Origin of the sequence: Vreelandella subglaciescola, from assembly GCF_900142895.1 — a bacterium.
GTDB classification, from domain to species: domain Bacteria; phylum Pseudomonadota; class Gammaproteobacteria; order Pseudomonadales; family Halomonadaceae; genus Vreelandella; species Vreelandella subglaciescola.
Genome location: NZ_LT670847.1, coordinates 1,681,615 through 1,704,100, shown reverse-complemented (window position 1 = coordinate 1,704,100; position 22,486 = coordinate 1,681,615). Strand labels below are relative to the sequence as shown.

Annotated in this window: 32 protein-coding genes; all 32 read left to right on the top strand. The window is 58.0% G+C overall.

The annotated features are described in order from the left end of the window. Window position 1 precedes the first annotated feature (1 nt). Complete coding sequence (gene rpoC / locus B5495_RS07945) at window positions 2–4,219, top strand: DNA-directed RNA polymerase subunit beta' (RefSeq protein WP_079552775.1); 4,218 nt, start codon at window positions 2–4, stop codon at window positions 4,217–4,219. A gap of 163 nt (window positions 4,220–4,382) precedes the next feature. Further along, complete coding sequence (gene rpsL / locus B5495_RS07940) at window positions 4,383–4,757, top strand: 30S ribosomal protein S12 (protein WP_079552774.1); 375 nt, start codon at window positions 4,383–4,385, stop codon at window positions 4,755–4,757. Between the two features lie 166 nt (window positions 4,758–4,923). Beyond that, window positions 4,924–5,394 carry a 30S ribosomal protein S7 gene (rpsG, locus tag B5495_RS07935; RefSeq protein WP_079552772.1) on the top strand — a complete coding sequence of 157 codons (471 nt, stop codon included), beginning with the start codon at window positions 4,924–4,926 and terminating at the stop codon, window positions 5,392–5,394. A gap of 192 nt (window positions 5,395–5,586) precedes the next feature. Next, the gene (gene fusA, locus B5495_RS07930) at window positions 5,587–7,710 is read left to right on the top strand and encodes an elongation factor G (protein ID WP_079552770.1); all 2,124 of its coding nucleotides are present in this window, start codon (window positions 5,587–5,589) and stop codon (window positions 7,708–7,710) included. Window positions 7,711–7,741: 31 nt separating this feature from the next. Further along, the gene (gene tuf / locus B5495_RS07925) at window positions 7,742–8,935 is read left to right on the top strand and encodes an elongation factor Tu (protein ID WP_079552768.1); all 1,194 of its coding nucleotides are present in this window, start codon (window positions 7,742–7,744) and stop codon (window positions 8,933–8,935) included. A gap of 159 nt (window positions 8,936–9,094) precedes the next feature. Further along, window positions 9,095–9,406: a 30S ribosomal protein S10 gene (gene rpsJ, locus B5495_RS07920; protein WP_079552766.1), complete on the top strand. Its 312-nt coding sequence runs from the start codon at window positions 9,095–9,097 to the stop codon at window positions 9,404–9,406. A gap of 161 nt (window positions 9,407–9,567) precedes the next feature. Continuing rightward, window positions 9,568–10,206: a 50S ribosomal protein L3 gene (rplC, locus tag B5495_RS07915; protein ID WP_079552764.1), complete on the top strand. Its 639-nt coding sequence runs from the start codon at window positions 9,568–9,570 to the stop codon at window positions 10,204–10,206. 14 nt (window positions 10,207–10,220) lie between these two features. Beyond that, window positions 10,221–10,826, top strand: a complete 606-nt coding sequence (gene rplD / locus B5495_RS07910) for a 50S ribosomal protein L4 (protein ID WP_079552762.1) — start codon at window positions 10,221–10,223, stop codon at window positions 10,824–10,826. Beyond that, window positions 10,823–11,119, top strand: coding sequence for a 50S ribosomal protein L23 (gene rplW, locus B5495_RS07905; protein WP_079552760.1), 297 nt, complete (start codon window positions 10,823–10,825; stop codon window positions 11,117–11,119). Before rplD ends, rplW begins: the two co-directional genes overlap by 4 nt. Before the next feature lie 17 nt (window positions 11,120–11,136). Next, the gene (gene rplB / locus B5495_RS07900; protein ID WP_079552758.1) at window positions 11,137–11,967 is read left to right on the top strand and encodes a 50S ribosomal protein L2; all 831 of its coding nucleotides are present in this window, start codon (window positions 11,137–11,139) and stop codon (window positions 11,965–11,967) included. Window positions 11,968–12,000: 33 nt separating this feature from the next. Beyond that, complete coding sequence (gene rpsS, locus B5495_RS07895) at window positions 12,001–12,276, top strand: 30S ribosomal protein S19 (RefSeq protein ID WP_079552756.1); 276 nt, start codon at window positions 12,001–12,003, stop codon at window positions 12,274–12,276. Window positions 12,277–12,293: 17 nt separating this feature from the next. Continuing rightward, window positions 12,294–12,626, top strand: a complete 333-nt coding sequence (rplV, locus tag B5495_RS07890; RefSeq protein ID WP_079552754.1) for a 50S ribosomal protein L22 — start codon at window positions 12,294–12,296, stop codon at window positions 12,624–12,626. A gap of 11 nt (window positions 12,627–12,637) precedes the next feature. After that, window positions 12,638–13,336, top strand: a complete 699-nt coding sequence (gene rpsC / locus B5495_RS07885) for a 30S ribosomal protein S3 (protein ID WP_079552752.1) — start codon at window positions 12,638–12,640, stop codon at window positions 13,334–13,336. Between the two features lie 15 nt (window positions 13,337–13,351). Next, window positions 13,352–13,765: a 50S ribosomal protein L16 gene (gene rplP / locus B5495_RS07880; protein ID WP_079552750.1), complete on the top strand. Its 414-nt coding sequence runs from the start codon at window positions 13,352–13,354 to the stop codon at window positions 13,763–13,765. After that, entirely contained in the window at window positions 13,765–13,956 is a 192-nt protein-coding gene (rpmC, locus tag B5495_RS07875) for a 50S ribosomal protein L29 (RefSeq protein WP_079552748.1), read from the top strand. Before rplP ends, rpmC begins: the two co-directional genes overlap by 1 nt. A 1-nt stretch (window position 13,957) precedes the next feature. After that, entirely contained in the window at window positions 13,958–14,218 is a 261-nt protein-coding gene (rpsQ, locus tag B5495_RS07870) for a 30S ribosomal protein S17 (RefSeq protein WP_079552746.1), read from the top strand. 51 nt (window positions 14,219–14,269) lie between these two features. Next, window positions 14,270–14,641, top strand: a complete 372-nt coding sequence (gene rplN / locus B5495_RS07865; protein ID WP_079552745.1) for a 50S ribosomal protein L14 — start codon at window positions 14,270–14,272, stop codon at window positions 14,639–14,641. A 14-nt stretch (window positions 14,642–14,655) separates the two neighbouring features. Continuing rightward, window positions 14,656–14,970, top strand: coding sequence for a 50S ribosomal protein L24 (gene rplX / locus B5495_RS07860; protein WP_079552743.1), 315 nt, complete (start codon window positions 14,656–14,658; stop codon window positions 14,968–14,970). 18 nt (window positions 14,971–14,988) lie between these two features. Then, the gene (gene rplE, locus B5495_RS07855) at window positions 14,989–15,528 is read left to right on the top strand and encodes a 50S ribosomal protein L5 (protein ID WP_079552741.1); all 540 of its coding nucleotides are present in this window, start codon (window positions 14,989–14,991) and stop codon (window positions 15,526–15,528) included. 10 nt (window positions 15,529–15,538) lie between these two features. Beyond that, window positions 15,539–15,844, top strand: a complete 306-nt coding sequence (gene rpsN, locus B5495_RS07850; RefSeq protein WP_079552739.1) for a 30S ribosomal protein S14 — start codon at window positions 15,539–15,541, stop codon at window positions 15,842–15,844. A 34-nt stretch (window positions 15,845–15,878) separates the two neighbouring features. Continuing rightward, entirely contained in the window at window positions 15,879–16,271 is a 393-nt protein-coding gene (rpsH, locus tag B5495_RS07845; protein WP_079552737.1) for a 30S ribosomal protein S8, read from the top strand. 9 nt (window positions 16,272–16,280) lie between these two features. Next, window positions 16,281–16,811, top strand: a complete 531-nt coding sequence (gene rplF, locus B5495_RS07840) for a 50S ribosomal protein L6 (RefSeq protein ID WP_079552735.1) — start codon at window positions 16,281–16,283, stop codon at window positions 16,809–16,811. Between the two features lie 9 nt (window positions 16,812–16,820). Continuing rightward, window positions 16,821–17,171 (top strand): 50S ribosomal protein L18, encoded by a 351-nt coding sequence (rplR, locus tag B5495_RS07835; protein ID WP_079552733.1) that lies wholly within the window; start codon window positions 16,821–16,823, stop codon window positions 17,169–17,171. Between the two features lie 11 nt (window positions 17,172–17,182). Then, on the top strand, window positions 17,183–17,683 hold the full coding sequence (rpsE, locus tag B5495_RS07830) for a 30S ribosomal protein S5 (RefSeq protein ID WP_079552731.1): 501 nt from the start codon (window positions 17,183–17,185) through the stop codon (window positions 17,681–17,683). A 6-nt stretch (window positions 17,684–17,689) separates the two neighbouring features. Then, window positions 17,690–17,872: a 50S ribosomal protein L30 gene (gene rpmD / locus B5495_RS07825; protein WP_079552729.1), complete on the top strand. Its 183-nt coding sequence runs from the start codon at window positions 17,690–17,692 to the stop codon at window positions 17,870–17,872. A 3-nt stretch (window positions 17,873–17,875) separates the two neighbouring features. Continuing rightward, a complete protein-coding gene (gene rplO / locus B5495_RS07820; RefSeq protein ID WP_079552728.1) occupies window positions 17,876–18,310 on the top strand; it encodes a 50S ribosomal protein L15 in 435 nt (144 codons plus the stop codon). Next, window positions 18,311–19,642 (top strand): preprotein translocase subunit SecY, encoded by a 1,332-nt coding sequence (gene secY, locus B5495_RS07815; RefSeq protein ID WP_079552726.1) that lies wholly within the window; start codon window positions 18,311–18,313, stop codon window positions 19,640–19,642. A 31-nt stretch (window positions 19,643–19,673) separates the two neighbouring features. Further along, entirely contained in the window at window positions 19,674–19,787 is a 114-nt protein-coding gene (gene rpmJ, locus B5495_RS07810; RefSeq protein WP_008959154.1) for a 50S ribosomal protein L36, read from the top strand. Between the two features lie 136 nt (window positions 19,788–19,923). Then, window positions 19,924–20,280 (top strand): 30S ribosomal protein S13, encoded by a 357-nt coding sequence (gene rpsM / locus B5495_RS07805; RefSeq protein ID WP_079552724.1) that lies wholly within the window; start codon window positions 19,924–19,926, stop codon window positions 20,278–20,280. A gap of 39 nt (window positions 20,281–20,319) precedes the next feature. After that, the gene (gene rpsK / locus B5495_RS07800; protein WP_027337525.1) at window positions 20,320–20,706 is read left to right on the top strand and encodes a 30S ribosomal protein S11; all 387 of its coding nucleotides are present in this window, start codon (window positions 20,320–20,322) and stop codon (window positions 20,704–20,706) included. A 12-nt stretch (window positions 20,707–20,718) separates the two neighbouring features. Continuing rightward, window positions 20,719–21,339: a 30S ribosomal protein S4 gene (gene rpsD / locus B5495_RS07795; protein ID WP_079552722.1), complete on the top strand. Its 621-nt coding sequence runs from the start codon at window positions 20,719–20,721 to the stop codon at window positions 21,337–21,339. A gap of 112 nt (window positions 21,340–21,451) precedes the next feature. Beyond that, on the top strand, window positions 21,452–22,447 hold the full coding sequence (locus B5495_RS07790) for a DNA-directed RNA polymerase subunit alpha (protein ID WP_079552720.1): 996 nt from the start codon (window positions 21,452–21,454) through the stop codon (window positions 22,445–22,447). The last annotated feature ends 39 nt before the right edge of the window (window positions 22,448–22,486 follow it).

The following is a 22,486-nucleotide window of genomic DNA, read 5'->3' as shown; positions in this document are numbered from 1 at the left end:
AATGAAAGATTTGGTGAAAGTCCTCAAATCGCAATCTCAGTCCGAAGAATTTGACGCCATCAAGATTACCTTGGCGTCGCCGGACCTGATTCGCTCCTGGTCCTTCGGTGAGGTGAAAAAGCCCGAGACCATCAACTACCGTACCTTCAAGCCGGAGCGTGATGGCTTGTTCTGCGCCAAGATCTTTGGCCCGGTAAAAGACTACGAGTGCCTGTGCGGCAAGTACAAGCGCATGAAGCACCGCGGTATCATCTGCGAAAAGTGCGGCGTGGAAGTCACCAAGGCCGCCGTGCGCCGCGAGCGCATGGGCCATATCGAGCTGGCCTCGCCGGTCGCGCACATCTGGTTTTTGAAGTCGCTGCCCTCGCGTATCGGCATGTTCCTCGACATGACCCTGCGCGACATCGAGCGCGTGCTGTACTTCGAGTCCTTTGTGGTGATCGATCCGGGCATGACCACGCTCGAACGTGGCCAGCTGCTCAATGACGAGCAGTACTTCGAAGCGCTTGAAGAGTTCGGCGACGACTTCGACGCCCGCATGGGTGCCGAAGCGGTGCAGGAGCTGCTCAAGGACATTGATCTTGAAGAAGAGATCAATCATCTGCGCGAAGAAATTCCGCAGACCAACTCGGAAACCAAGATCAAGAAGCTGTCCAAGCGTCTGAAGCTGCTTGAGGCCTTCTACTACTCCGGCAACGCGCCGGCGTGGATGGTCATGGAAGTGCTGCCGATACTGCCGCCGGACCTGCGTCCGCTGGTGCCGCTTGACGGCGGTCGTTTTGCGACCTCGGATCTCAACGATCTGTACCGCCGGGTAATCAACCGCAACAACCGTCTGAAGCGTCTTCTCGACCTCAGCGCGCCGGACATCATCGTGCGCAACGAGAAGCGGATGCTGCAGGAAGCGGTCGATGCGCTGCTGGATAACGGCCGCCGTGGCCGTGCCATCACCGGCTCCAACAAGCGTCCGCTGAAGTCGCTGGCCGACATGATCAAGGGCAAGCAGGGGCGTTTCCGTCAGAACCTGCTGGGCAAGCGCGTCGACTACTCGGGTCGTTCGGTGATTACCGTGGGCCCGACCCTGCGCCTGCACCAGTGTGGTCTGCCCAAGAAAATGGCGCTGGAGCTGTTCAAGCCGTTCATTTATTCCAAGCTGCAGTCGCTGGGCTACGCCTCGACGATCAAGGCGGCGAAGAAAATGGTCGAGCGCGAGCTGCCCGAAGTCTGGGACATTCTTGCCGACGTCATTCGCGAGCACCCGGTACTGCTCAACCGTGCGCCGACGCTGCACCGTCTGGGCATCCAGGCGTTTGAGCCGCTGCTGATCGAAGGCAAGGCCATCCAGCTGCACCCGCTGGTGTGTGCCGCCTACAACGCCGACTTTGACGGCGATCAGATGGCCGTGCACGTTCCGCTGACGCTTGAAGCGCAGCTGGAATCCCGCGCGCTGATGATGGCCACCAATAACGTGCTTTCGCCGGCCAACGGCGAGCCGATTATCGTGCCGTCCCAGGACGTGGTGCTGGGTCTTTACTACATGACCCGTGAGCGCATCAACGCCAAGGGCGAAGGCATGATTTTCTCCGACCTCAACGAGGTCGAACGCGCCTTCGCCACCCGGGCGGTCTCGCTGCATGCGCGGATCAAGGTGCGTCTGGACGAAGTCGACGTTGACGAAGAAACCGGTGAGAAAAGCCAGCACCGGCGGCTCGAAGACACCACGGTCGGCCGTGCCATGCTGTTCCGGATTCTTCCGGAAGGCGTGCCGTTCGCGCTGATCGATCAGCCGATGAAGAAAAAAGCCATTTCCGGGCTGATCAACGAGGTGTATCGCCGTTCGGGCCTCAAGCCCACGGTCATCTTTGCCGATCAGCTGATGTATACCGGCTTCCGTCTGGCGACCTGGTCGGGCGCCTCCATCGGTGTTAACGACTTTGTTATCCCCGACGCCAAGACCGAGATCGTCGACGCGGCCGAAGCCGAAGTGAAAGAAATCGAAGATCAATTCTCGTCGGGTCTGGTTACCGCCGGCGAGAAGTACAACAAGGTCATCGACATCTGGTCCAAGGCCAACGATAAAGTGGCCAAGGCAATGATGGCGGGCATCTCGAAAGAAACCGTGATCGATCGCGACGGCAACGAAGTCGAGCAGGACTCGTTCAACAGCGTGTTCATCATGGCCGATTCCGGTGCGCGTGGTAGTGCCGCACAGATTCGTCAGCTGGCGGGTATGCGTGGCCTGATGGCCAAGCCGGACGGCTCGATCATCGAAACGCCGATCATCGCCAACTTCCGTGAAGGTCTGAACGTACTGCAGTACTTCATCTCGACCCACGGGGCGCGTAAAGGGCTTGCGGATACGGCACTGAAAACCGCCAACTCGGGCTACCTGACGCGCCGTCTGGTTGACGTGGCGCAGGATCTGGTAATTACCCAGACCGACTGCGGCACTGAAAGAGGCCTGACGCTGCACCCGATCATCGAAGGCGGCGATATCATCGTGCCGCTGTCCCAGCGCGTACTGGGTCGCGTGGTCGCTCTGGACGTCATTGATCCGCGTAACGACGACATACTGATCGCCCGCGGCACGCTGCTCGATGAAGCCTGGTGTGCGGCGCTTGAGAACATGGGCGTGGACGAAATCATCGTGCGCTCCACGATCACCTGTCAAACCAGCCACGGCGTGTGTGCATCGTGTTACGGGCGTGATCTGGCGCGCGGGCATCAGGTCAACGTGGGTGAGTCGGTCGGCGTTATCGCCGCGCAGTCCATCGGCGAGCCGGGTACCCAGCTGACCATGCGGACGTTCCACATCGGCGGGGCGGCATCGCGCTCCTCGGCGGTTGACAGCGTTCAGGTCAAGCACGGCGGCAGCGTACGTCTGCATAATATCAAGCACGTTGAACGCGCTGACGGCAAGCTGGTGGTGGTTTCACGTTCCAGTGCCCTGGCCGTCGCCGACGATCATGGCCGCGAACGCGAGTACTACAAGCTGCCCTACGGCGCCGAGCTTGCCGTGCGCGACGGCGACGTGGTCGATGCCGGTGCGGTAGTGGCCAAGTGGGATCCGCACACGCACCCGATCGTTGCCGAAATGGAAGGTCGGGCGCAGTTTGTCGATCTCGACGAAGGCATGACCATGCACCGCTCGGTGGATGAAATGACCGGTCTGTCGTCGATGGAAGTTATCGAAGCGGCGGCGCGTCCCATGGCCGGCCGTGACAAGCGTCCGATGATCATGCTCAAGGATGAAGCGGGCGAGTCCGTGGCGATTGCCGGCTCGACCACGCCGGTTCAGTACCTGCTGCCGGGCAAGGCGATCATCTCGGCCGATGACGGTGACAAGATCGGCGTCGGTGAGGTGGTCGCACGTATTCCGGTAGAAGCGTCCGGCAACAAGGACATCACCGGTGGTCTGCCGCGCGTGGCCGACCTGTTCGAAGCGCGCAAGCCCAAGGAATCGGGCATTCTTGCCGAAATCAGCGGCATGATCAGCTTTGGTAAGGAAACCAAAGGCAAGCGTCGCCTGACCATCACGCCCGAAGACGGCGATCCGTTCGAGATGCTGATTCACAAGTGGCGTCAGATCGCGGTATTTGAAGGCGAGAACGTCGAGAAAGGCGAAGTGATTTCCGACGGCCCAAGCAATCCGCACGATATCCTGCGGCTACTGGGCGTGGCGGAGCTGGCCAAGTACATCACCGCCGAAGTGCAGGACGTCTACCGTCTGCAGGGCGTAGGCATCAACGACAAGCATATCGAAGTGATCGTGCGTCAGATGCTGCGCAAGGTGGAAATTGCCGACGCCGGCGATTCCGACTTTATTACCGGCGATCAGGCCGAGTTGGTACGCGTGCTGGAACAAAATGCCCGCCTCGAGAAGGAAGGCAAATTCCCGGCCAAGTATCAGCGCCTGTTGCTGGGTATCACCAAGGCCAGCCTTGCCACTGAATCGTTCATCTCGGCGGCGTCGTTCCAGGAAACGACCCGTGTGCTGACCGAAGCGGCGGTAACCGGCAAGCGCGATTATCTGCGCGGCCTGAAAGAAAACGTGGTGGTCGGCCGTTTGATTCCGGCCGGTACCGGGCTTACCCACCACGCCGAACGCCGCCGCAAGCGCGACGACGTCGAGCCCCTGCTCAATCCGTCAGCGACGGCAGTCGAGCAGGAGCTTGGGGCTCAGTTGACCGCTCTTGATTCTGACGACGACGAGCTCTAGCCCGAGGCACTGCAGCCAAGCATGGCGTCAAGGCCGGCAAAAAAGCCCGCAGCTCTTGACGCCATGCTGGCTCAGCCATTAGAATGCGCCACCTTTAACAGTGGGGCGGGTACGCCCGAATCTGCTGCTAAAGCAAGGCAACCATTGGAGTCAGCTACTTACTATGGCAACGATTAATCAGCTAGTGCGCAAGCCGCGCAAGCGCCCCGTCACTAATAATGACGTGCCGGCGCTGCAGGCCTGCCCGCAAAAGCGCGGCGTTTGCATCCGCGTTTACACCACCACCCCGAAAAAGCCGAACTCGGCCCTGCGTAAGGTTTGCCGTGTGCGGCTGACCAACGGGTTTGAAGTCGCCTCCTACATCGGTGGTGAAGGTCACAACCTGCAAGAACACTCCGTGGTGTTGATCCGCGGCGGCCGGGTAAAGGATTTGCCGGGTGTGCGTTATCACACCGTCCGTGGCGCCTTGGATACGTCTGGCGTACAGAACCGTCGTCAGGGTCGTTCCAAGTACGGCACCAAGCGTCCGAAGTCCTGATTCAACGGGCCTGAATCGAACGCCAGGCAGCGATAAAAAGTGCGCTGCCTAACGGCCAATATTCATGTAACGGTCTGATAAGAGTAAGGTCGGACGGCGCTTTTGGCGCCTGGCGCGCGGCGCGAGTTCCGGGTTTACCTGAAGGATCCTTGATAGAGGGCTTATCATGCCTAGAAGAAAGATTGTAGCGAAGCGCGAGATCCTGCCGGATCCGAAGTTCAAAAGTGAGCGCTTGGCCAAGTTTATGAACCACCTGATGATCAGCGGCAAGAAGTCCGTAGCTGAGCGTATCGTCTATGGTGCGTTGGACAAGGTTGCCGATCGTAGTAAAGAAGACCCGCTGGAGATCTTCGACAAGGCGCTGGAAGCCATTCAGCCCATGGTCGAAGTCAAGTCGCGCCGCGTTGGCGGTGCGACCTATCAGGTGCCGGTAGAAGTTCGTCCGTCTCGCCGCCAAGCGCTTGCTATGCGCTGGCTGGCTGATGCGGCGCGTCGTCGCGGTGAGAAGACCATGGTGCTGCGTCTGGCCGGTGAAATGCTGGACGCCGCCGATGGCAAGGGTTCTGCCGTTAAGAAGCGTGAAGACGTGCACCGCATGGCAGAAGCCAACAAGGCCTTCTCTCACTTCCGCTTCTAATAGCGGCGCTGAGCGAAACGTACCGGTTTCGCGTTTTGGAGGCACGTTGTTGGGCATGGCGTCGTTTACGGCTTTTGCCGGTCGCTTTGTGACAACAGCCCCGCCGCTGCCATCGGGCAGCGGCGGTGATTTAACCCTTCACGCGTCGCTAGCTGGATTAACGAGCATTGCCAACAAACGGGAGTTTCCACCGTGGCACGCAAGACTCCACTAAATCGCTACCGCAACCTTGGTATCGTCGCCCACGTCGATGCCGGTAAAACAACCACCACCGAGCGCGTGTTGTTTTATACGGGCATCAACCACAAGCTGGGTGAAACACACGAAGGTGCATCGACGACTGACTGGATGGCTCAGGAGCAGGAGCGTGGTATCACGATTACCTCCGCTGCTGTCACCACGTTCTGGAGGGGCATGAGCCACCAGTTCGACGAGCATCGCATCAACATCATCGATACCCCGGGGCACGTTGACTTCACCATCGAAGTTGAGCGTTCTCTGCGCGTGCTGGACTGCGCGGTTGTCGTACTGTGCGGCAGCTCCGGCGTTCAGCCGCAGACCGAAACCGTATGGCGTCAGGCCGATAAGTACGAAGTGCCGCGCATGGTCTTCGTCAACAAGATGGACCGCACCGGTGCTGACTTCTTCAACGTCGTTGACCAGCTGGGCGAACGCCTGAATGCCAACGCCGTGCCAATCCAGATCAACTGGGGCACCGAAGAAGACTTCAAGGGCGTGATCGATCTGGTCGAAATGAAGGCCATCCTGTGGAACAAGGATGACTTCGGCGCGAGCTACGAGCTGCTGGATATTCCCGCCGAGCTGCAGGAAACCGCCGATAAGTACCGCGAAGAGATGGTCGAAGCGGCTGCTGAAGCGTCTGAAGAGCTGATGGAAAAGTACCTCGAGGAAGGGGAGCTTACCACGGCCGAAATCAAGGCCGGCCTGCGTCGCCGTACGTGCGATAACGAAATCGTCCTGGTCACTTGCGGCAGCGCGTTCAAGAACAAGGGCGTTCAGGCGGTGCTCGACGCGGTTATCGAATACCTGCCGTCGCCGACCGAAGTCAAGGCGATTGAAGGCGAGCTCGACGATAAAGACGGCACCGTGGCGACGCGTGAAGCCGATGACAGTGCACCGTTCTCGGCGCTGTCGTTCAAGATCGCTACCGATCCGTTCGTGGGTACGCTGACCTTCATCCGCGTCTACTCGGGCGTGCTGAATTCGGGCGACAGCGTGTTCAACTCGGTCAAAGGCAAGAAAGAGCGCGTTGGTCGTATCGTGCAGATGCACGCCAACACGCGTGAAGAGATCAAGGAAGTGCGTGCCGGCGATATCGCGGCATGTATCGGCCTGAAAGACGTGACCACCGGTGATACGCTGTGCGACCTTAACGACAAGATCGTTCTTGAGCGCATGGAGTTCCCGGATCCGGTTATCTCGGTTGCAGTGGAGCCCAAGTCCAAGCCTGACCAGGAAAAAATGGGCGTTGCGCTAGGTAAGCTGGCCCAGGAAGACCCCTCTTTCCAGGTGAAAACCGACGAAGAGACTGGCCAGACCATTATCTCGGGCATGGGTGAGCTTCACCTCGATATTCTCGTTGACCGTATGCGTCGCGAGTTCAAGGTAGAAGCCAACATCGGCAAGCCGCAGGTGGCTTACCGTGAAACCATTCGTGGCAGCGTTGAACAGGAAGGCAAGTTTGTTCGCCAGTCCGGTGGTCGCGGTCAGTATGGTCACGTGGTCATGCGCATCGAGCCTTTAACCTACGAGGAAAAAGGCGAAGGCGACGACGAGATCTTCTTCAAGTTCAACTCCGAAATCGTTGGCGGTGCTGTTCCCAAGGAATACGTAGCTGCCGTCGAAAAAGGGGCCGCTGAACAGCTGAAGAACGGCGTTATCGCGGGCTACCCGATGATTGACGTCAAGGTCACGCTGTTTGATGGCTCCTACCATGACGTGGACTCCAACGAGACCGCGTTCAGGATTGCCTCTTCCATGGCAGTCAAAGAAGGTGCCAGAAAGGCCAAGGCCGTGCTGCTGGAACCGGTGATGAAGGTCGAGGTCGTGACCCCCGAAGAGTTTATGGGTGACGTCATGGGCGACCTGAACCGTCGTCGCGGTCTGGTGCAGGGCATGGATGACACATCCGCTGGTAAAGTCATCCGCGCCACGGTGCCGCTGGGCGAGATGTTCGGTTATGCAACCGATCTGCGCTCTCAGACCCAGGGCCGTGCTAGCTACTCCATGGAGTTTGCGCAGTACGAAGAGGCGCCCTCCAGCATCGTAGAAGCCGTCATCAACCAAAACGGTTAACCGTTTTAGCTAACGTAAAGAGGTTATAGCAGTGGCTAAGGAAAAATTCGAACGTACAAAACCGCATATCAACGTCGGCACCATCGGTCACGTTGACCACGGCAAAACCACGCTGACAGCGGCCCTGACTCGCGTTTCTGCCGAAGTATTCGGCGGTGACTGGAGTGAATTCTCGGCTATCGATAACGCTCCCGAAGAGCGCGAGCGCGGCATCACCATCGCCACGTCTCACGTTGAGTACCAGTCTGAAGTGCGTCACTACGCGCACGTTGACTGCCCGGGGCACGCCGACTACGTCAAGAACATGATCACCGGTGCTGCGCAGATGGACGGCGCGATCCTGGTATGTTCTGCCGCTGACGGCCCGATGCCGCAGACGCGCGAGCACATCCTGCTGTCTCGCCAGGTTGGCGTTCCGTACATCGTCGTGTTCCTGAACAAGGCTGACATGGTTGATGACGAAGAGCTGCTCGAGCTGGTAGAAATGGAAGTTCGTGAGCTTCTCAGCGAATACGACTTCCCGGGCGACGACACGCCGATCATCACCGGTTCTGCGCTGATGGCACTGGAAGGCAAGGACGACAACGGCATGGGTACCACCGCCGTTGCCAGCCTGATCAAAGCGCTTGACGAGTACATTCCGGAGCCGGAACGTGCCATCGATCAGCCGTTCCTGATGCCGATCGAAGACGTCTTCTCTATCTCTGGCCGTGGCACCGTTGTTACCGGTCGTGTAGAGCGTGGCGTTGTTAAAGCCGGTCAAGAAGTGGAAATCGTGGGTATCCGCGACACCACCAAGACCATCGTTACCGGTGTGGAAATGTTCCGCAAACTGCTCGACGAAGGTCGTGCAGGCGAGAACGTTGGCGCGCTGCTGCGTGGCACCAAGCGTGACGACGTCGAACGTGGCCAGGTTCTGGCCAAAACCGGCACCATCACGCCGCACACTGATTTCGAAGCCGAAGTCTACGTGCTGTCGAAAGAAGAAGGCGGTCGTCACACGCCGTTCTTCAAGGGCTACCGTCCGCAGTTCTACTTCCGTACCACCGACATTACCGGTACCTGTGAACTGCCGGAAGGCGTTGAAATGGTTATGCCGGGCGACAACGTGAAAATGGTTGTCAGCCTGATTGCACCGGTTGCCATGGATGACGGCCTGCGCTTCGCGATTCGCGAAGGCGGTCGTACCGTTGGTGCTGGCGTTGTTGCCAAGATCGTCAAGTAAGTAGAGCCTCCAGGGGTTCGAAGGGGGCTCAGTCGAGCCCCCTTTTCGGCGCACTGACGAGAAGTGTTTGACACCTTTCGTCTGCGTGCCTATAATGCGCATCCTTTGAATGCGTGGGTAGACGGCTCGCGCCGTCGACATCCATTGGAGTTTAGGGCAATGCAGAACCAGAAGATTCGCATTCGGTTGAAAGCGTTCGACCACCGCCTGATCGACCAGTCTACTGCGGAAATCGTTGATACCGCTAAGCGTACTGGTGCTCAGGTTCGCGGTCCGATCCCGCTGCCGACCAATCGCGAGCGCTATACCGTTCTGGTATCGCCGCACGTCAACAAAGACGCGCGTGACCAGTACGAGATTCGCACTCACAAGCGTGTGCTTGACATTGTTGAGCCGACGGAAAAAACAGTTGATGCGCTGATGAAGCTCGACCTCGCCGCTGGCGTAGACGTGCAGATCAAGCTCGACTAATAACACTAGTCACTTGCGGCCCAGCGCTCACTTCCACCTTTTTGTGTTATCAGTGAGCAGCAGCCGCCGCGCCGTGAGGCGCCACACAACGTGCTAGTGGAATGCTCTGGAAAGGGCAGCCATAGCGGGTGACAGCCCCGTACACTATAGGAGAACTGAGAATGACTATCGGTTTGGTCGGTACAAAGGCAGGGATGACCCGTGTCTTTACCGAAGACGGTGCATCAGTGCCCGTAACCGTTATTGAAGTTGATCCTAACCGCGTCACGCGTGTTAAATCCGTCGAGTCTGACGGTTACGCGGCGGTTCAGGTGACAACTGGCTCTCGCAAAGCAAAACACCTTACCAAAGCGCAAGCTGGACAGTTTGCCAAGGCAGGTGTTGAAGCTGGCCGTTCGCTGATGGAGTTTCGTCTGGAAGAAGGCGATCAGGCTCCTGAGGTTGGCGGCGAACTCACCGTATCCCTCTTCGAAGCTGGTCAGCTGATCGACGTGACCGGTACCTCCAAGGGTAAGGGATTCCAGGGCGGCGTAAAGCGCTGGAATTTCAGCACCCAGGACATGACCCACGGTAACTCGCTTGCGCACCGCGCGCCGGGTTCTATCGGCATGTGTCAAACACCGGGTCGCGTATTCAAGGGCAAAAAGATGGCCGGTCAGATGGGCAACGTCCGCTGCACCGTGCAAAGCCTTGAAGTCGTCCGCATCGACGCCGAGCGTAATCTGCTGCTGATCAAGGGCGCCGTACCGGGAGCAACCGGCAGCGACGTTATCGTACGCAGCGCCGTGAAAGCTGGCTGAAGAGGATAATACCAATGAATCTGAATCTTGCTGCAGGCGCGGGTACCGTAGAAGTAGCCGACGCCACCTTTGGCAAAGAATTCAACGAGGCGCTGGTTCACCAGGTCGTCACGGCGTATCTCGCCGGTGGCCGCCAGGGCACTCGTGCACAAAAGAATCGTTCTGACGTACGTGGCGGTGGTAAGAAGCCGTGGCGTCAGAAGGGTACCGGTCGCGCTCGTGCCGGCACCATCCGCTCGCCAATCTGGCGCGGCGGCGGCGTAACCTTCGCGGCACGTCCGCAGGATCATTCCCAGAAGGTTAACCGCAAAATGTATCGCGCTGCGATGCGTTCTATCCTGTCTGAGCTCGTACGCCAGGAACGTCTGGTGGTGGTGGAAGAATTCGCCGTTGATGCGCCCAAGACCAAGCAGGTAGCTGCCAAGCTTAAAGAGCTTGAGCTGGAAAAAGCGCTGATCGTCACCGAAGACATTGACGAGAAGCTCTATCTGGCCGCGCGCAATCTTCCCCACATTGACGTGGTGGACGTTGCGGCAGCTGACCCGGTGAGTTTGGTCGCCTTTGACAAGGTGCTGATCACCGTCTCCGCCCTGCGTAAATTCGAGGAGAAGCTGGCATGAACCAGGAACGCGTATTCAAGGTTCTGCTTGGGCCGCACGTGACCGAAAAGGCCGCGATGGCAGCAGAGCGCAATCAGTACGTTTTCAGAGTGGCGAGCGACGCTACCAAACCTGAAATCAAAAAGGCTGTTGAAGCTCTTTTTGGCAAGAAGGTTGATGGTGTTCAGGCGCTTAACGTCAAGGGTAAAACCAAGCGTACAGCACACGGCGTTGGCCTGCGTAAGGGTTATCGCAAGGCGTATGTGACCTTGGCTGCGGGCGAAACGCTCGAAGACTTCGCTGGCGCCGAATAAGGGCAGGAGTACGGATAATGGCAATCGTCAAGACCAAACCAACATCCGCCGGTCGTCGCCACGTCGTCAAGATCGTGGGCGACAAGCTGCACAAGGGTCGTGCGTATGCACCGCTGTTGGAAAAGCAGTCCAAGACCGGTGGTCGTAACAACAACGGTCGCATCACCAGCCGCCACGTCGGCGGTGGTCACCGTCACCACTATCGGTTGATCGATTTCAAACGCACCAAGGATGGCGTTCCCGCCACCGTTGAGCGTGTGGAATACGACCCGAACCGTAGCGCACATATCGCGCTGCTGAAGTATGCTGATGGCGAGCGTCGTTACATCATTGCACCGCGTGGCGTTAGCGTCGACGACGTGCTGGAATCAGGTGTCAACGCGCCCATCAAGAAAGGCAATGCCTTGCCGCTGCGTAACATCCCGCTGGGTTCTACCGTTCACGGTGTTGAACTCAAGCCGGCTAAGGGCGCACAACTGGCTCGCAGTGCCGGCACAAGCGCACAGCTGGTCGCGCGTGAAGGCAACTACGTTACCCTGCGTCTTCGTTCCGGCGAAACGCGCAAGGTTCTGGCTGAGTGCCGTGCGACCCTGGGGCAAGTGAGCAATTCCGAGCACAGCCTGCGTCGTCTGGGTAAGGCCGGTGCTAAGCGCTGGCGCGGTGTCCGCCCGACCGTCCGCGGTGTGGCGATGAACCCGATCGACCACCCACACGGTGGTGGTGAAGGTCGCTCAAGCGGCGGTCGTCACCCGGTCACCCCCTGGGGTGTGCCGACGAAGGGTTACAAGACCCGCAAGAACAAGCGTAATGATTCGCTGATTGTTCGTCGTCGCAAGAACCGGAAATAAGATCCCACGCCAAGACATTAAGAGGTAACGGCTGTGCCACGTTCACTAAAGAAAGGTCCCTTTATTGACCTTCACCTTTTGAAGAAGGTCGAGACTGCAGCGGAAAAGAACGACCGCAAACCGATCAAGACCTGGTCGCGTCGTTCGATGGTTCTGCCCAATATGGTAGGCCTGACCATTGCAGTTCATAACGGTCGCCAACACGTCCCGGTGCACGTCTCCGAGGAAATGGTTGGCCACAAGCTGGGCGAATTCGCTGCCACCCGCCTTTATCGCGGGCACGTGGCGGACAAGAAAGCCAAACGGTAAGCCAGAGAGGTTTAGAGATGGAAGTCACAGCTAAGCTGCGTGGCGCTCGATTATCCGCCCAAAAGGCCCGTTTGGTGGCTGACCAGGTGCGTGATAAACCGGTCGCCGAGGCACTCGACCTGCTGGCCTTCTCACCGAAGAAGGCTGCCACATTGGTCCAGAAAGTGCTTCAGTCCGCCATTGCAAACGCGGAAGAAAATAACGGCATGGATATCGACGAGCTGCGTGTCTCGACCATCTGCGTCGATGAGGGCATGACGCTCAAGCGTATCAAGCCGCGTGCCAAAGGCCGCGCGGATCGTATCTTGAAGCGCACCTGCCACATCACCGTCAAGGTAGCCGAGAAGTAGGAGTCGACCAGATGGGTCAGAAAGTCAATCCAATAGGCATTCGACTGGGCATTGTCAAAGACCATGCTTCTGTCTGGTATGCCGAGCGCGGCGCTTATGCCGATAAGCTCAATAACGATCTCGAAGTGCGTAGCTTCCTGGCAGAGCGTCTTAAACACGCCTCCGTAAGCCGCATTCACATCGAGCGTCCGGCGAACAACGCCCGCATCACGATTCACACGGCCCGTCCGGGCATTGTGATCGGCAAGAAAGGTGAAGACGTTGACCGTCTGCGCCGAGATCTTGCCAAGCTGATGGGCGTTGCGGTGCATGTGAACATTGAAGAAGTTCGCAAGCCGGAGCTGGATGCCAAACTGGTAGCGGGAAACGTTGCCGGCCAGCTCGAGCGCCGTGTGATGTTCCGTCGTGCCATGAAGCGCGCGGTACAGAACTCCATGCGCCTGGGTGCGGGCGGTATCAAGATTCAGCTGTCAGGACGTTTGGGTGGTGCTGAAATCGCACGTACCGAATGGTATCGCGAAGGTCGCGTTCCGCTGCACACGCTGCGTGCGGACATCGACTACGCCACTTACGAAGCTCACACCACCTACGGCGTCATCGGCGTCAAAGTGTGGATCTTCAAGGGTGAAATCCTCGGCGGTATCGAGGAAGTTCGTGCCAAGGCCAAGCAGCCTGCCGGTAACGCGCCCAAGAAGAAAGGTTCCAGGTAAGGGGAGAGTGAGTCGATGTTACAACCCAAGCGTTTAAAATTCCGCAAGGTGCAAAAAGGCCGTAACCGTGGCCTCGCGCATCGTGGAAGCAAGATTAGCTTCGGGGAATACGGCCTGAAGGCTACCGGTCGTGGTCGCGTTACCGCGCGCCAGATCGAAGCCGGCCGTCGTGCGATCACGCGTCACGTCAAACGTGGCGGCAAGATCTGGATCCGCGTATTCCCGGATAAGCCAATCTCCAAAAAGCCTCTCGAAGTTCGTATGGGTAAGGGTAAAGGCTCTGTCGAGTACTGGGTTGCCCAGATCCAGCCGGGTCGGGTTCTTTACGAGATCGAAGGTGTTTCTGAAGAGCTTGCGCGCGAAGCGTTTGAGCTTGCTTCACAGAAAATGCCCGTATCCACCACCTTTGCTAAACGGACGGTGATGTGATGAAAGCCCAGGAAATTCGTGAGAAATCCGCTGGAGAGCTTCAGGAGCAAATTCTTGAACTCCTCCGCGAGCAGTTTAACCTGCGCATGCAGAAGGCCACCGGCCAACTGAGCCAGACCCATCTGCTCAAGCAGGTCCGTCGGGACATTGCCCGCGTGAAGACTGTGCTCAACGAGAAGGCAGGTGACTGAGATGGCCGAAGAAAAGAAAACACGTACGCTCACCGGCCAGGTGGTGAGCGACAAGATGGACAAGTCCATCGTTGTGATGATCGAGCGTCGTGAGCGTCACCCGATCTACGGAAAATACGTCAAGCGCTCCACTAAGCTGCACGCCCATGATGAGGCGAACAAGGCGAATGACGGCGACACGGTGTCCATTCAGGAGTGCCGTCCGCTGTCCAAGAACAAGTCTTGGACGCTGGTCGAAGTGGTTGAGCAGGCCAAGGAGTAAAATCCTGTGTCTGTTCAGCAAGTGCAGTCAGATTAGGTTTGGAGAAAACCGATGATTCAGACTCAGACAGTACTGGATGTCGCTGACAACAGCGGAGCGCGCCGGGTGCAATGCATCAAGGTGCTGGGCGGTTCGCATCGCCGCTACGCTCGCGTTGGTGACGTCATCAAGGTATCAGTAAAAGAAGCGATTCCGCGTGGCAAGGTCAAAAAAGGCCAAGTCATGAAAGCGGTAGTCGTTCGCACCAAAAGCGGCGTCCGTCGTTCCGACGGTTCGCTGATCCGTTTCGATGGAAATGCGGCGGTTCTGTTGCAAAACACCAACGAACAGCCCGTCGGCACTCGTATTTTCGGGCCGGTCACTCGTGAACTGCGCAACGAAAAGTTCATGAAGATCATTTCCTTAGCGCCTGAAGTGCTGTAAGGAGCGAGGCGGATATGCAAAAGATCAAACGTGACGATGAAGTCATCGTCCTCGCCGGAAAGGACAAGGGCAAGCGTGGCACCGTGAAGCGGATACTTGAAAACCGTTTCGTGGTGTCCGGTGTGAACATGATCAAGCGTCACACCAAGCCAAATCCCATGGCGGGAAATCAGGGCGGTATCGTCGAGCGCGAGGCTCCGATTCACGCGTCCAACGTAGCCATCTTCAATTCGGAGACCGGTAAGGCGGATCGCGTCGGCTTCCAGGTAAAGGAAGACGGTACCAAGGTACGTATCTACAAGTCGACGCAGTCGCAGATCGACGCCTAACGTGAGTCGGGTAGCAAAATGGCGAACTTGAAAGAACGTTATCAAAACGAAGTGGTGTCGCAGCTCACAAATGAGTTTAGCTACGCCAACGTAATGCAGGTGCCCCGGATCACGAAAGTGACCCTGAACATGGGCATCGGCGACGCGGTCAGCGATAAAAAGCTGATCGACAATGCCATCGGCGACCTGGAAAAGATTTCCGGGCAAAAGCCGCTGGTGACCAAAGCACGCAAGTCCATCGCGGGCTTCAAGGTGCGTGAAGGTTGGCCGATCGGTGTCAAGGTCACGCTGCGCGCTGAGCGCATGTGGGACTTCCTGGACCGTCTGGTCAACATCGCGATTCCTCGCGTGCGTGACTTCCGTGGTCTCAACCCGAAGTCTTTTGACGGTCGTGGCAACTATTCTATGGGGGTGCGTGAACAGCTCATCTTTCCCGAGATCGAATATGATAAAGTCGATCGCGTTCGGGGGCTGGATGTCACTGTCACCACTACTGCCAACACCGACGAGGAAGGTCGTGCACTACTCCGTGCGCTGAACTTCCCGTTCAAGAAATAAGGGTTGGATCATGGCAAAGAAAAGCATGGTAGAGCGTGAGCACAAGCGCACCAAGCTGGTCGCGAAGTATGCGGCCAAGCGGGCTGAGCTCAAGGCTATCGCTCAAAACGTGAACGCTTCTGACGAAGAGCGCTTCGACGCGCAGCTCAAGCTGCAGCAACTGCCGCGCGACTCAAGCCCGGTACGCCAGCGTAACCGCTGCCGCGTAACTGGCCGTCCGCACGGTTTTTATACTAAGTTCGGCCTCGGTCGTAACAAGCTGCGTGAAGCCGCCATGCGTGGCGACGTCCCTGGACTCAAGAAGTCCAGCTGGTAATGGGCCACGTAGAAACATCAGGAGCGCACATTAAATGAGCATGCAAGACACTCTGGCGGATATGTTCACCCGTATCCGCAATGCGCAGATGGCCACCAAGGAGACGGTCACCATGCCGTCTTCCAAGCTGAAAGTGGAAGTGGCCCGCGTGCTGAAAGAAGAGGGCTACATCGCCGAATACGCGGTGGCTGAAAGCAGCAAGCCCGAACTGTCCGTGTCTCTCAAGTACTTTGAGGGCAAGCCGGTTATCGACCACATCCAGCGGGTTTCCAAGCCCTCTCTGCGTCAGTACAAGGGCAAGAGCAATCTGCCCAAAGTTGCCGACGGTCTGGGTATCGCGATTGTCACTACCTCCAACGGGGTGATGACCGATCGCGCCGCGCGCCAGGCGGGTGTCGGTGGTGAAGTCATCTGCACCGTATTCTAGGAGGCTGGAATGTCCCGCATAGCGAAATATCCGGTTAAAGTGCCCGCCGGCGTCGAAATCAAGATTGACGCCGACCAGCTGACCGCCAAGGGCGGCCAGGGCACGCTGTCGCTGACCATCCACCCTGATGTGGTGGTTGGTCAGGAAGACGGCCAGCTGACCTTCGCCCCGAGTGAGTCGGCAAGAAGCTGGGCGATGGCCGGCACAACCCGTGCCCTGGTGCAAAACCTGGTCACGGGTGTATCCGAGGGCTTTAGCAAGACCCTCGAAATTGTTGGCGTCGGTTATCGTGCCCAGACCAAGGGCCAGACGCTCAATCTTTCACTGGGCTTCTCGCACCCGGTCGACTATGAACTGCCTGACGGTGTTACGGCGGAAACGCCCAAGAACACGGTCATCGTGCTGAAAAGCGCGGATAAGCAGAAGCTCGGCCATGCTGCTGCGGAAATCCGCGCCTTCCGTCCGCCCGAGCCGTATAAAGGCAAGGGTGTCCGGTACGCCGACGAGCAGGTGCGTCGCAAAGAAGCCAAGAAGAAGTAAGGCAGGGTTATGAACGCGAAGAAAGAATCTCGTCTCCGTCGTGCCCGCCGCGCTCGCGCCAAGATCCGCGAGCTAGGCGCGTTCCGCCTGTGCGTCAACCGTACTCCGCGTCACATCTATGCGCAGGTTATCTCGCCGGATGGTGGCAAAGTGCTGGCCAGTGCATCTACGCTGGACAAGGCACTGCGCGAGGGTGCAACCGGTAATTCAGAAGCGGCCACGAAAGTGGGCGCCCTGATTGCCGAGCGCGCTAAGGAAGCAGGCATCACCCAGGTAGCCTTCGACCGTGCTGGCTTTAAGTTTCACGGTCGCGTCAAGGCTTTGGCCGACGCCGCTCGTGAAGGCGGCCTGGAATTCTAAAGGGTTTTACGATGGCGAAGAACGAACAGCAAAACGGTGATCTGCAAGAGAAACTTGTGCAGATCAACCGTGTCGCCAAGGTGGTCAAGGGGGGTCGTGTATTCGGCTTTACCGCACTGACCGTCGTGGGCGATGGCAAAGGCCGTATCGGTTTTGGTCGCGGCAAGGCACGTGAAGTGCCGGTCGCAATCCAGAAAGCGATGGATCAGGCGCGTCGCAACATGGTCAAGGTCAGCCTCGCTGGCCGCACGCTGCAGTACCCGGTAAAAGCCCGTCACGGTGCTTCCAAGGTGTACATGCAGCCGGCCACTGAAGGTACCGGTATTATCGCCGGTGGTGCGATGCGCTCCGTGCTTGAACTTGCCGGCGTCCAAGACGTACTGGCCAAGTGCTACGGCTCCACCAACCCGGTTAACGTAGTGCGCGCGACGGTCAATGGCCTCGCCGCAATGCATTCGCCGGACGACGTGGCGGCCAAGCGCGGCCTGTCAGTCGAAGCGATCACGGGGTAATTCAACATGGCAGCTTTGATTAAAGTTACCCAGGTCCGTAGCACCATCGGTGTTCTGGGCAAGCACAAGGCCACGATTAACGGCCTTGGCCTGCGCCGTATCGGTCACACGGTTGAGCTGGAAGACACCCCCGCCGTTCGCGGCATGATCCACAAGGTGAATTACCTTGTGCGTGTTGAGGGAGAGTAATCCATGAAACTTAACAGCCTGAGCCCCGCAGCGGGTTCCAAGCACGCTGAAAAGCGTGTCGGTCGTGGCATCGGTTCCGGTCTGGGCAAGACCGGTGGCCGTGGCCACAAAGGCCTTAAGTCACGCAGCGGTGGCAGCGTCAAGCCCGGTTTCGAAGGCGGCCAGATGCCGCTGCAGCGTCGTCTGCCGAAATTTGGCTTTACCTCTGCCAAATCGCTCGTGTCTGAAGAAGTGCGTCTGGCTGAACTTGCCCAGGTTGCCGGTGACGAAGTCACTATGGAAACGCTGAAGCAGGCCAACGTGCTGAAGGATGCTACGCGTCACGCGAAAATCATCCTTTCCGGCGAACTGAAAAAGGCGGTTACGGTCCGCGGTATCAAGGTCACCCAGGGTGCCCGTACCGCGATCGAAACTGCCGGCGGCAAGGTAGAGGACTAAATGGCCAAGTCAGGAAACATGCCGGCGATGGGTAGCGGCCTGAGTGAACTATGGGCGCGTCTGCGCTTCGTGCTTCTCGCCATCGTGGTGTACCGTATCGGTGCCCACATTCCCGTTCCCGGTATCAATCCTGACCAGCTTGCTGCCTTGTTCAGGGAGCAGCAGGGCACCATCCTGGGCATGTTCAACATGTTCTCGGGTGGTGCGCTGGAGCGCATGAGTGTTCTCGCCCTGGGCATCATGCCCTATATATCGGCGTCGATCATCATGCAGCTAATGACTGCGGTTTCGCCCCATCTTGAGCAGCTCAAGAAGGAAGGCGAAGCCGGCCGCCGCAAGATCAGCCAGTACACTCGCTACGGCACGGTGATTCTGGCCTTTGTTCAGGCCACCGGCATGTCGGTGGGCCTGGCGAGCCAAGGCATCGCCTACAGCGCTGACCTGAGCTTCTATTTCACCGCGGTTATCACCTTTGTGGCCGGTGCGACGTTCATGATGTGGCTTGGCGAGCAGATTACCGAAAAGGGGATCGGCAACGGCATTTCGCTGCTGATTTTCGCCGGTATCGTCGCCGGGCTGCCCAGCGCCGTGGGGCAGGCCTTTGAGCTTGCCCGCAACGAAGGGGCCTGGAATGTGCTTCCGCTGTTGGCGCTTACGGCGTTAGGTATTGCGACCGTGGCGTTTGTCGTGTTCATTGAACGCGGCCAGCGCCGGCTCAAGGTGAACTATCCGCGTCGTCAGGTAGGCAACAAGATGTATGCGGGCCAGAGCAGCTATTTGCCGCTGAAAGTGAACATGGCCGGTGTTATTCCGGCGATCTTTGCTTCAAGCATTTTGCTGTTCCCCGCCTCCATCGGCCAGTGGGTCGGAGCCGGTGAAGGTATGGAGTGGTTGCAGCGGGCTTCCCAGGCATTAGGTCCGGGTCAGCCGCTCTACATCTTGCTTTTTGGGCTCGCGGTGGTATTCTTCTGCTTCTTTTACACAGCGCTGGTCTTCAACCCGAAGGATGTGGCTGACAATCTGAAAAAGTCAGGCGCGTTCCTGCCGGGCATTCGCCCCGGCGAGCAGACCGCTCGCTACATCGACAAGGTGATGACACGTCTGACCCTGTTCGGTGCTTTATATATCACTGCAGTTTCCCTGATGCCCCAGTTCCTCATCGTGGCGTGGAACGTGCCGTTCTTCTTTGGCGGTACCTCGCTTCTGATCGTGGTGGTGGTGATCATGGACTTCATGGCCCAGGTGCAGTCGCATCTCATGTCGAATCAATATGACTCGGTGATGAAGAAGTCCAACCTGAAAGGCTATGGTAGCGGCGGCATCATGCGCTGAGGCGCGTCGCAGCCGTTTTGGAGAAAGAACGATGAAAGTTCGAGCTTCCGTAAAAAAGATGTGCCGTAACTGCAAGATTATTCGTCGCAATGGCGCCGTCCGCGTCATTTGCAGCGAACCGCGGCACAAACAGCGCCAGGGTTAATCCCCGGAGCTGATTTTAGCCGGGTGCCGGCATACCCCACGCACCGTGCAGTTGCACGGGGGCGGTTAATGGGGTATGCTGTTGCGCCTTTTAAAGATGAACAACGAGCAAGCCGCTCATATTTCGGAGTAAGCTGATGGCCCGTATTGCAGGCGTCAATATCCCGGACAACAAGCATGCGGCGATCTCGCTGACCTATATCTTCGGGATCGGCCGTACACGCGCGGAGCACATCTGTGCCGCCGCGGGTGTTGCGCCGACTGCCAAGATCCAGGGGCTGTCTTCTGAAGAAGTCGACACCCTGCGTTCTGAAGTTGGCAAGTACACCGTAGAAGGCGACCTTCGCCGTGATGTCACGCTTAACATCAAGCGTCTCATGGACTTGGGTTGCTACCGTGGTCTGCGTCATCGTCGTAGTCTTCCGCTGCGTGGTCAGCGGACCAAGACTAACGCGCGTACCCGTAAGGGCCCGCGTAAGCCGATCCGCAAATAACACGCACGTTCTGGCGTAAAGACAGGAATAGACATCAACATGGCTAACCCGCGTAGTAACCGCAAAAAGGTTAAAAAGCAGGTAGTGGATGCCGTTGCGCATATCCATGCCTCTTTTAACAACACGATCGTGACGATCACAGACCGCCAGGGCAACGCTCTTTCCTGGGCGACCGCCGGTGGTTCGGGTTTTCGTGGTTCTCGTAAGAGCACCCCGTTCGCTGCTCAAGTAGCAAGTGAACGTGCAGCGACTGCTGCAGCCGAGTATGGTGTGAAAAACGTCGACGTGCTGGTCAAAGGCCCCGGTCCCGGTCGTGAATCCGCCGTGCGCGCACTGAATGCCGCCGGCTTCCGCGTGCAAAGCATCATCGACGCGACGCCCATCCCCCACAATGGCTGCCGTCCGCCGAAGAAACGCCGCGTTTAAGGAGACAGATTCATGGCCCGTTATATTGGACCGAAGTGCAAATTATCTCGTCGTGAAGGCACGGACCTCTTTTTAAAGAGTGGCGTGACTCCCTTCGAGAAAAAGTGTAAATCCGAGCAGATTCCGGGTGTACACGGCCAGCGCCGTCAGCGTCTTTCCGACTACGGCTTGCAGCTTCGCGAGAAGCAGAAAGTACGCCGTATGTATGGCGTACTCGAAAAGCAGTTCCGCAACTACTACAAGAGCGCGGCGCGCAACAAAGGCGCGACCGGCGAAGTGTTGTTGCAGCTGCTCGAAGCCCGACTGGACAACGTCGTCTACCGCATTGGCTTTGGCTCGACTCGCTCTGAAGCGCGTCAGCTGGTCAGCCACAAGGCGATTTCCGTGAACGGTAGAACCGTCAACGTGGCTTCCTACCAGGTGAAGCCGGGCGACGTGGTTGCCATTCGCGAAAAGGCGAAGAATCAGGTTCGCATCCAGAGCGCACTGACACTGGCGGCCAACCGCGGCGATGTGGTTTGGATTGAAACTGATGCCAAGAAGATGGAAGGCACTTTCAAGGCTCTGCCTGAACGCGGTGACCTGTCTGCCGACATCAACGAAAACCTGATCGTCGAGCTGTACTCGAAGTAAGCACTGTTAATCCGTTAATAGTCAGCTTCTTTCGCCTGGGCCGTCGCCATGTGCGCACTGCCCGGGCGAATCGAGTACCATGTATCCGTTTGGCAGCCTGAAAGGTGTTCTTATGCAGCGTTCAGTGACAGAGTTTCTCCGTCCTCGCGATATCAAGGTCGAAGAAATCAGCGCACATCACGCCAAGATCGTGCTCGAACCGTTTGAGCGCGGCTTTGGCCACACCCTGGGGAATGCACTGCGTCGCATTCTGCTCTCGTCCATGCCCGGTGCTGCCGTGGTGGAAGCCGAGATCAAAGGCGTCGAGCACGAATACAGTGCGCTTGAAGGGGTGCAGGAAGATGTCATTGAAATCCTCCTGAACTTGAAAGATGTTGCGATCAAGATGCACAGCCGGGACGAGGCGGTGCTCTCGCTGAACAAGCAGGGCCCGGCCGTCGTTACCGCTGGCGATATTGCGCTTGATCATAGCGTCGATATCGTCAATCCGGAACACGTCATCGCACACGTTAACGAAGGTGCCGAGCTGAACATTCAGCTCAAGGTGGCGCTGGGGCGTGGCTACGAGCCGGCCGACGTGCGCGACTCTGATGAAGAGACCCGTGCCATTGGCCGCCTGCAGCTGGATGCCACTTTCAGCCCCGTGCGTCGTGTTTCCTATGCCGTCGAAGCCGCTCGTGTCGAGCAGCGTACCGACCTCGATAAGCTGATTATCGATCTGGAAACCGATGGCACATTGGATCCGGAAGAGGCTATCCGCCGCAGTGCGACCATCCTGCAAGAGCAGCTGGCCGCCTTCGTCGATCTGAAAGCCGACAAAGAGCAGGAAGTCGAGGAAGAAGAGGATCACGTTGATCCGACCCTTCTGCGCCCCGTAGACGATCTTGAGCTGACCGTCCGCAGCGCGAACTGCTTGAAAGCCGAAAACATCTACTACATCGGTGATCTGATTCAGCGCACTGAAGTGGAGCTGTTGAAAACACCTAATCTCGGCAAAAAGTCCTTGAATGAAATCAAGGATGTTCTAGCAGCGCGCGGCTTGTCGCTGGGCATGCGGCTGGAAAACTGGCCGCCCGCTAGCCTGAAGGACGACAAGACCTCCGCGTGAGCGTCGCCTCAAGTCCCAGTTTGGTAAGGAATTACAACC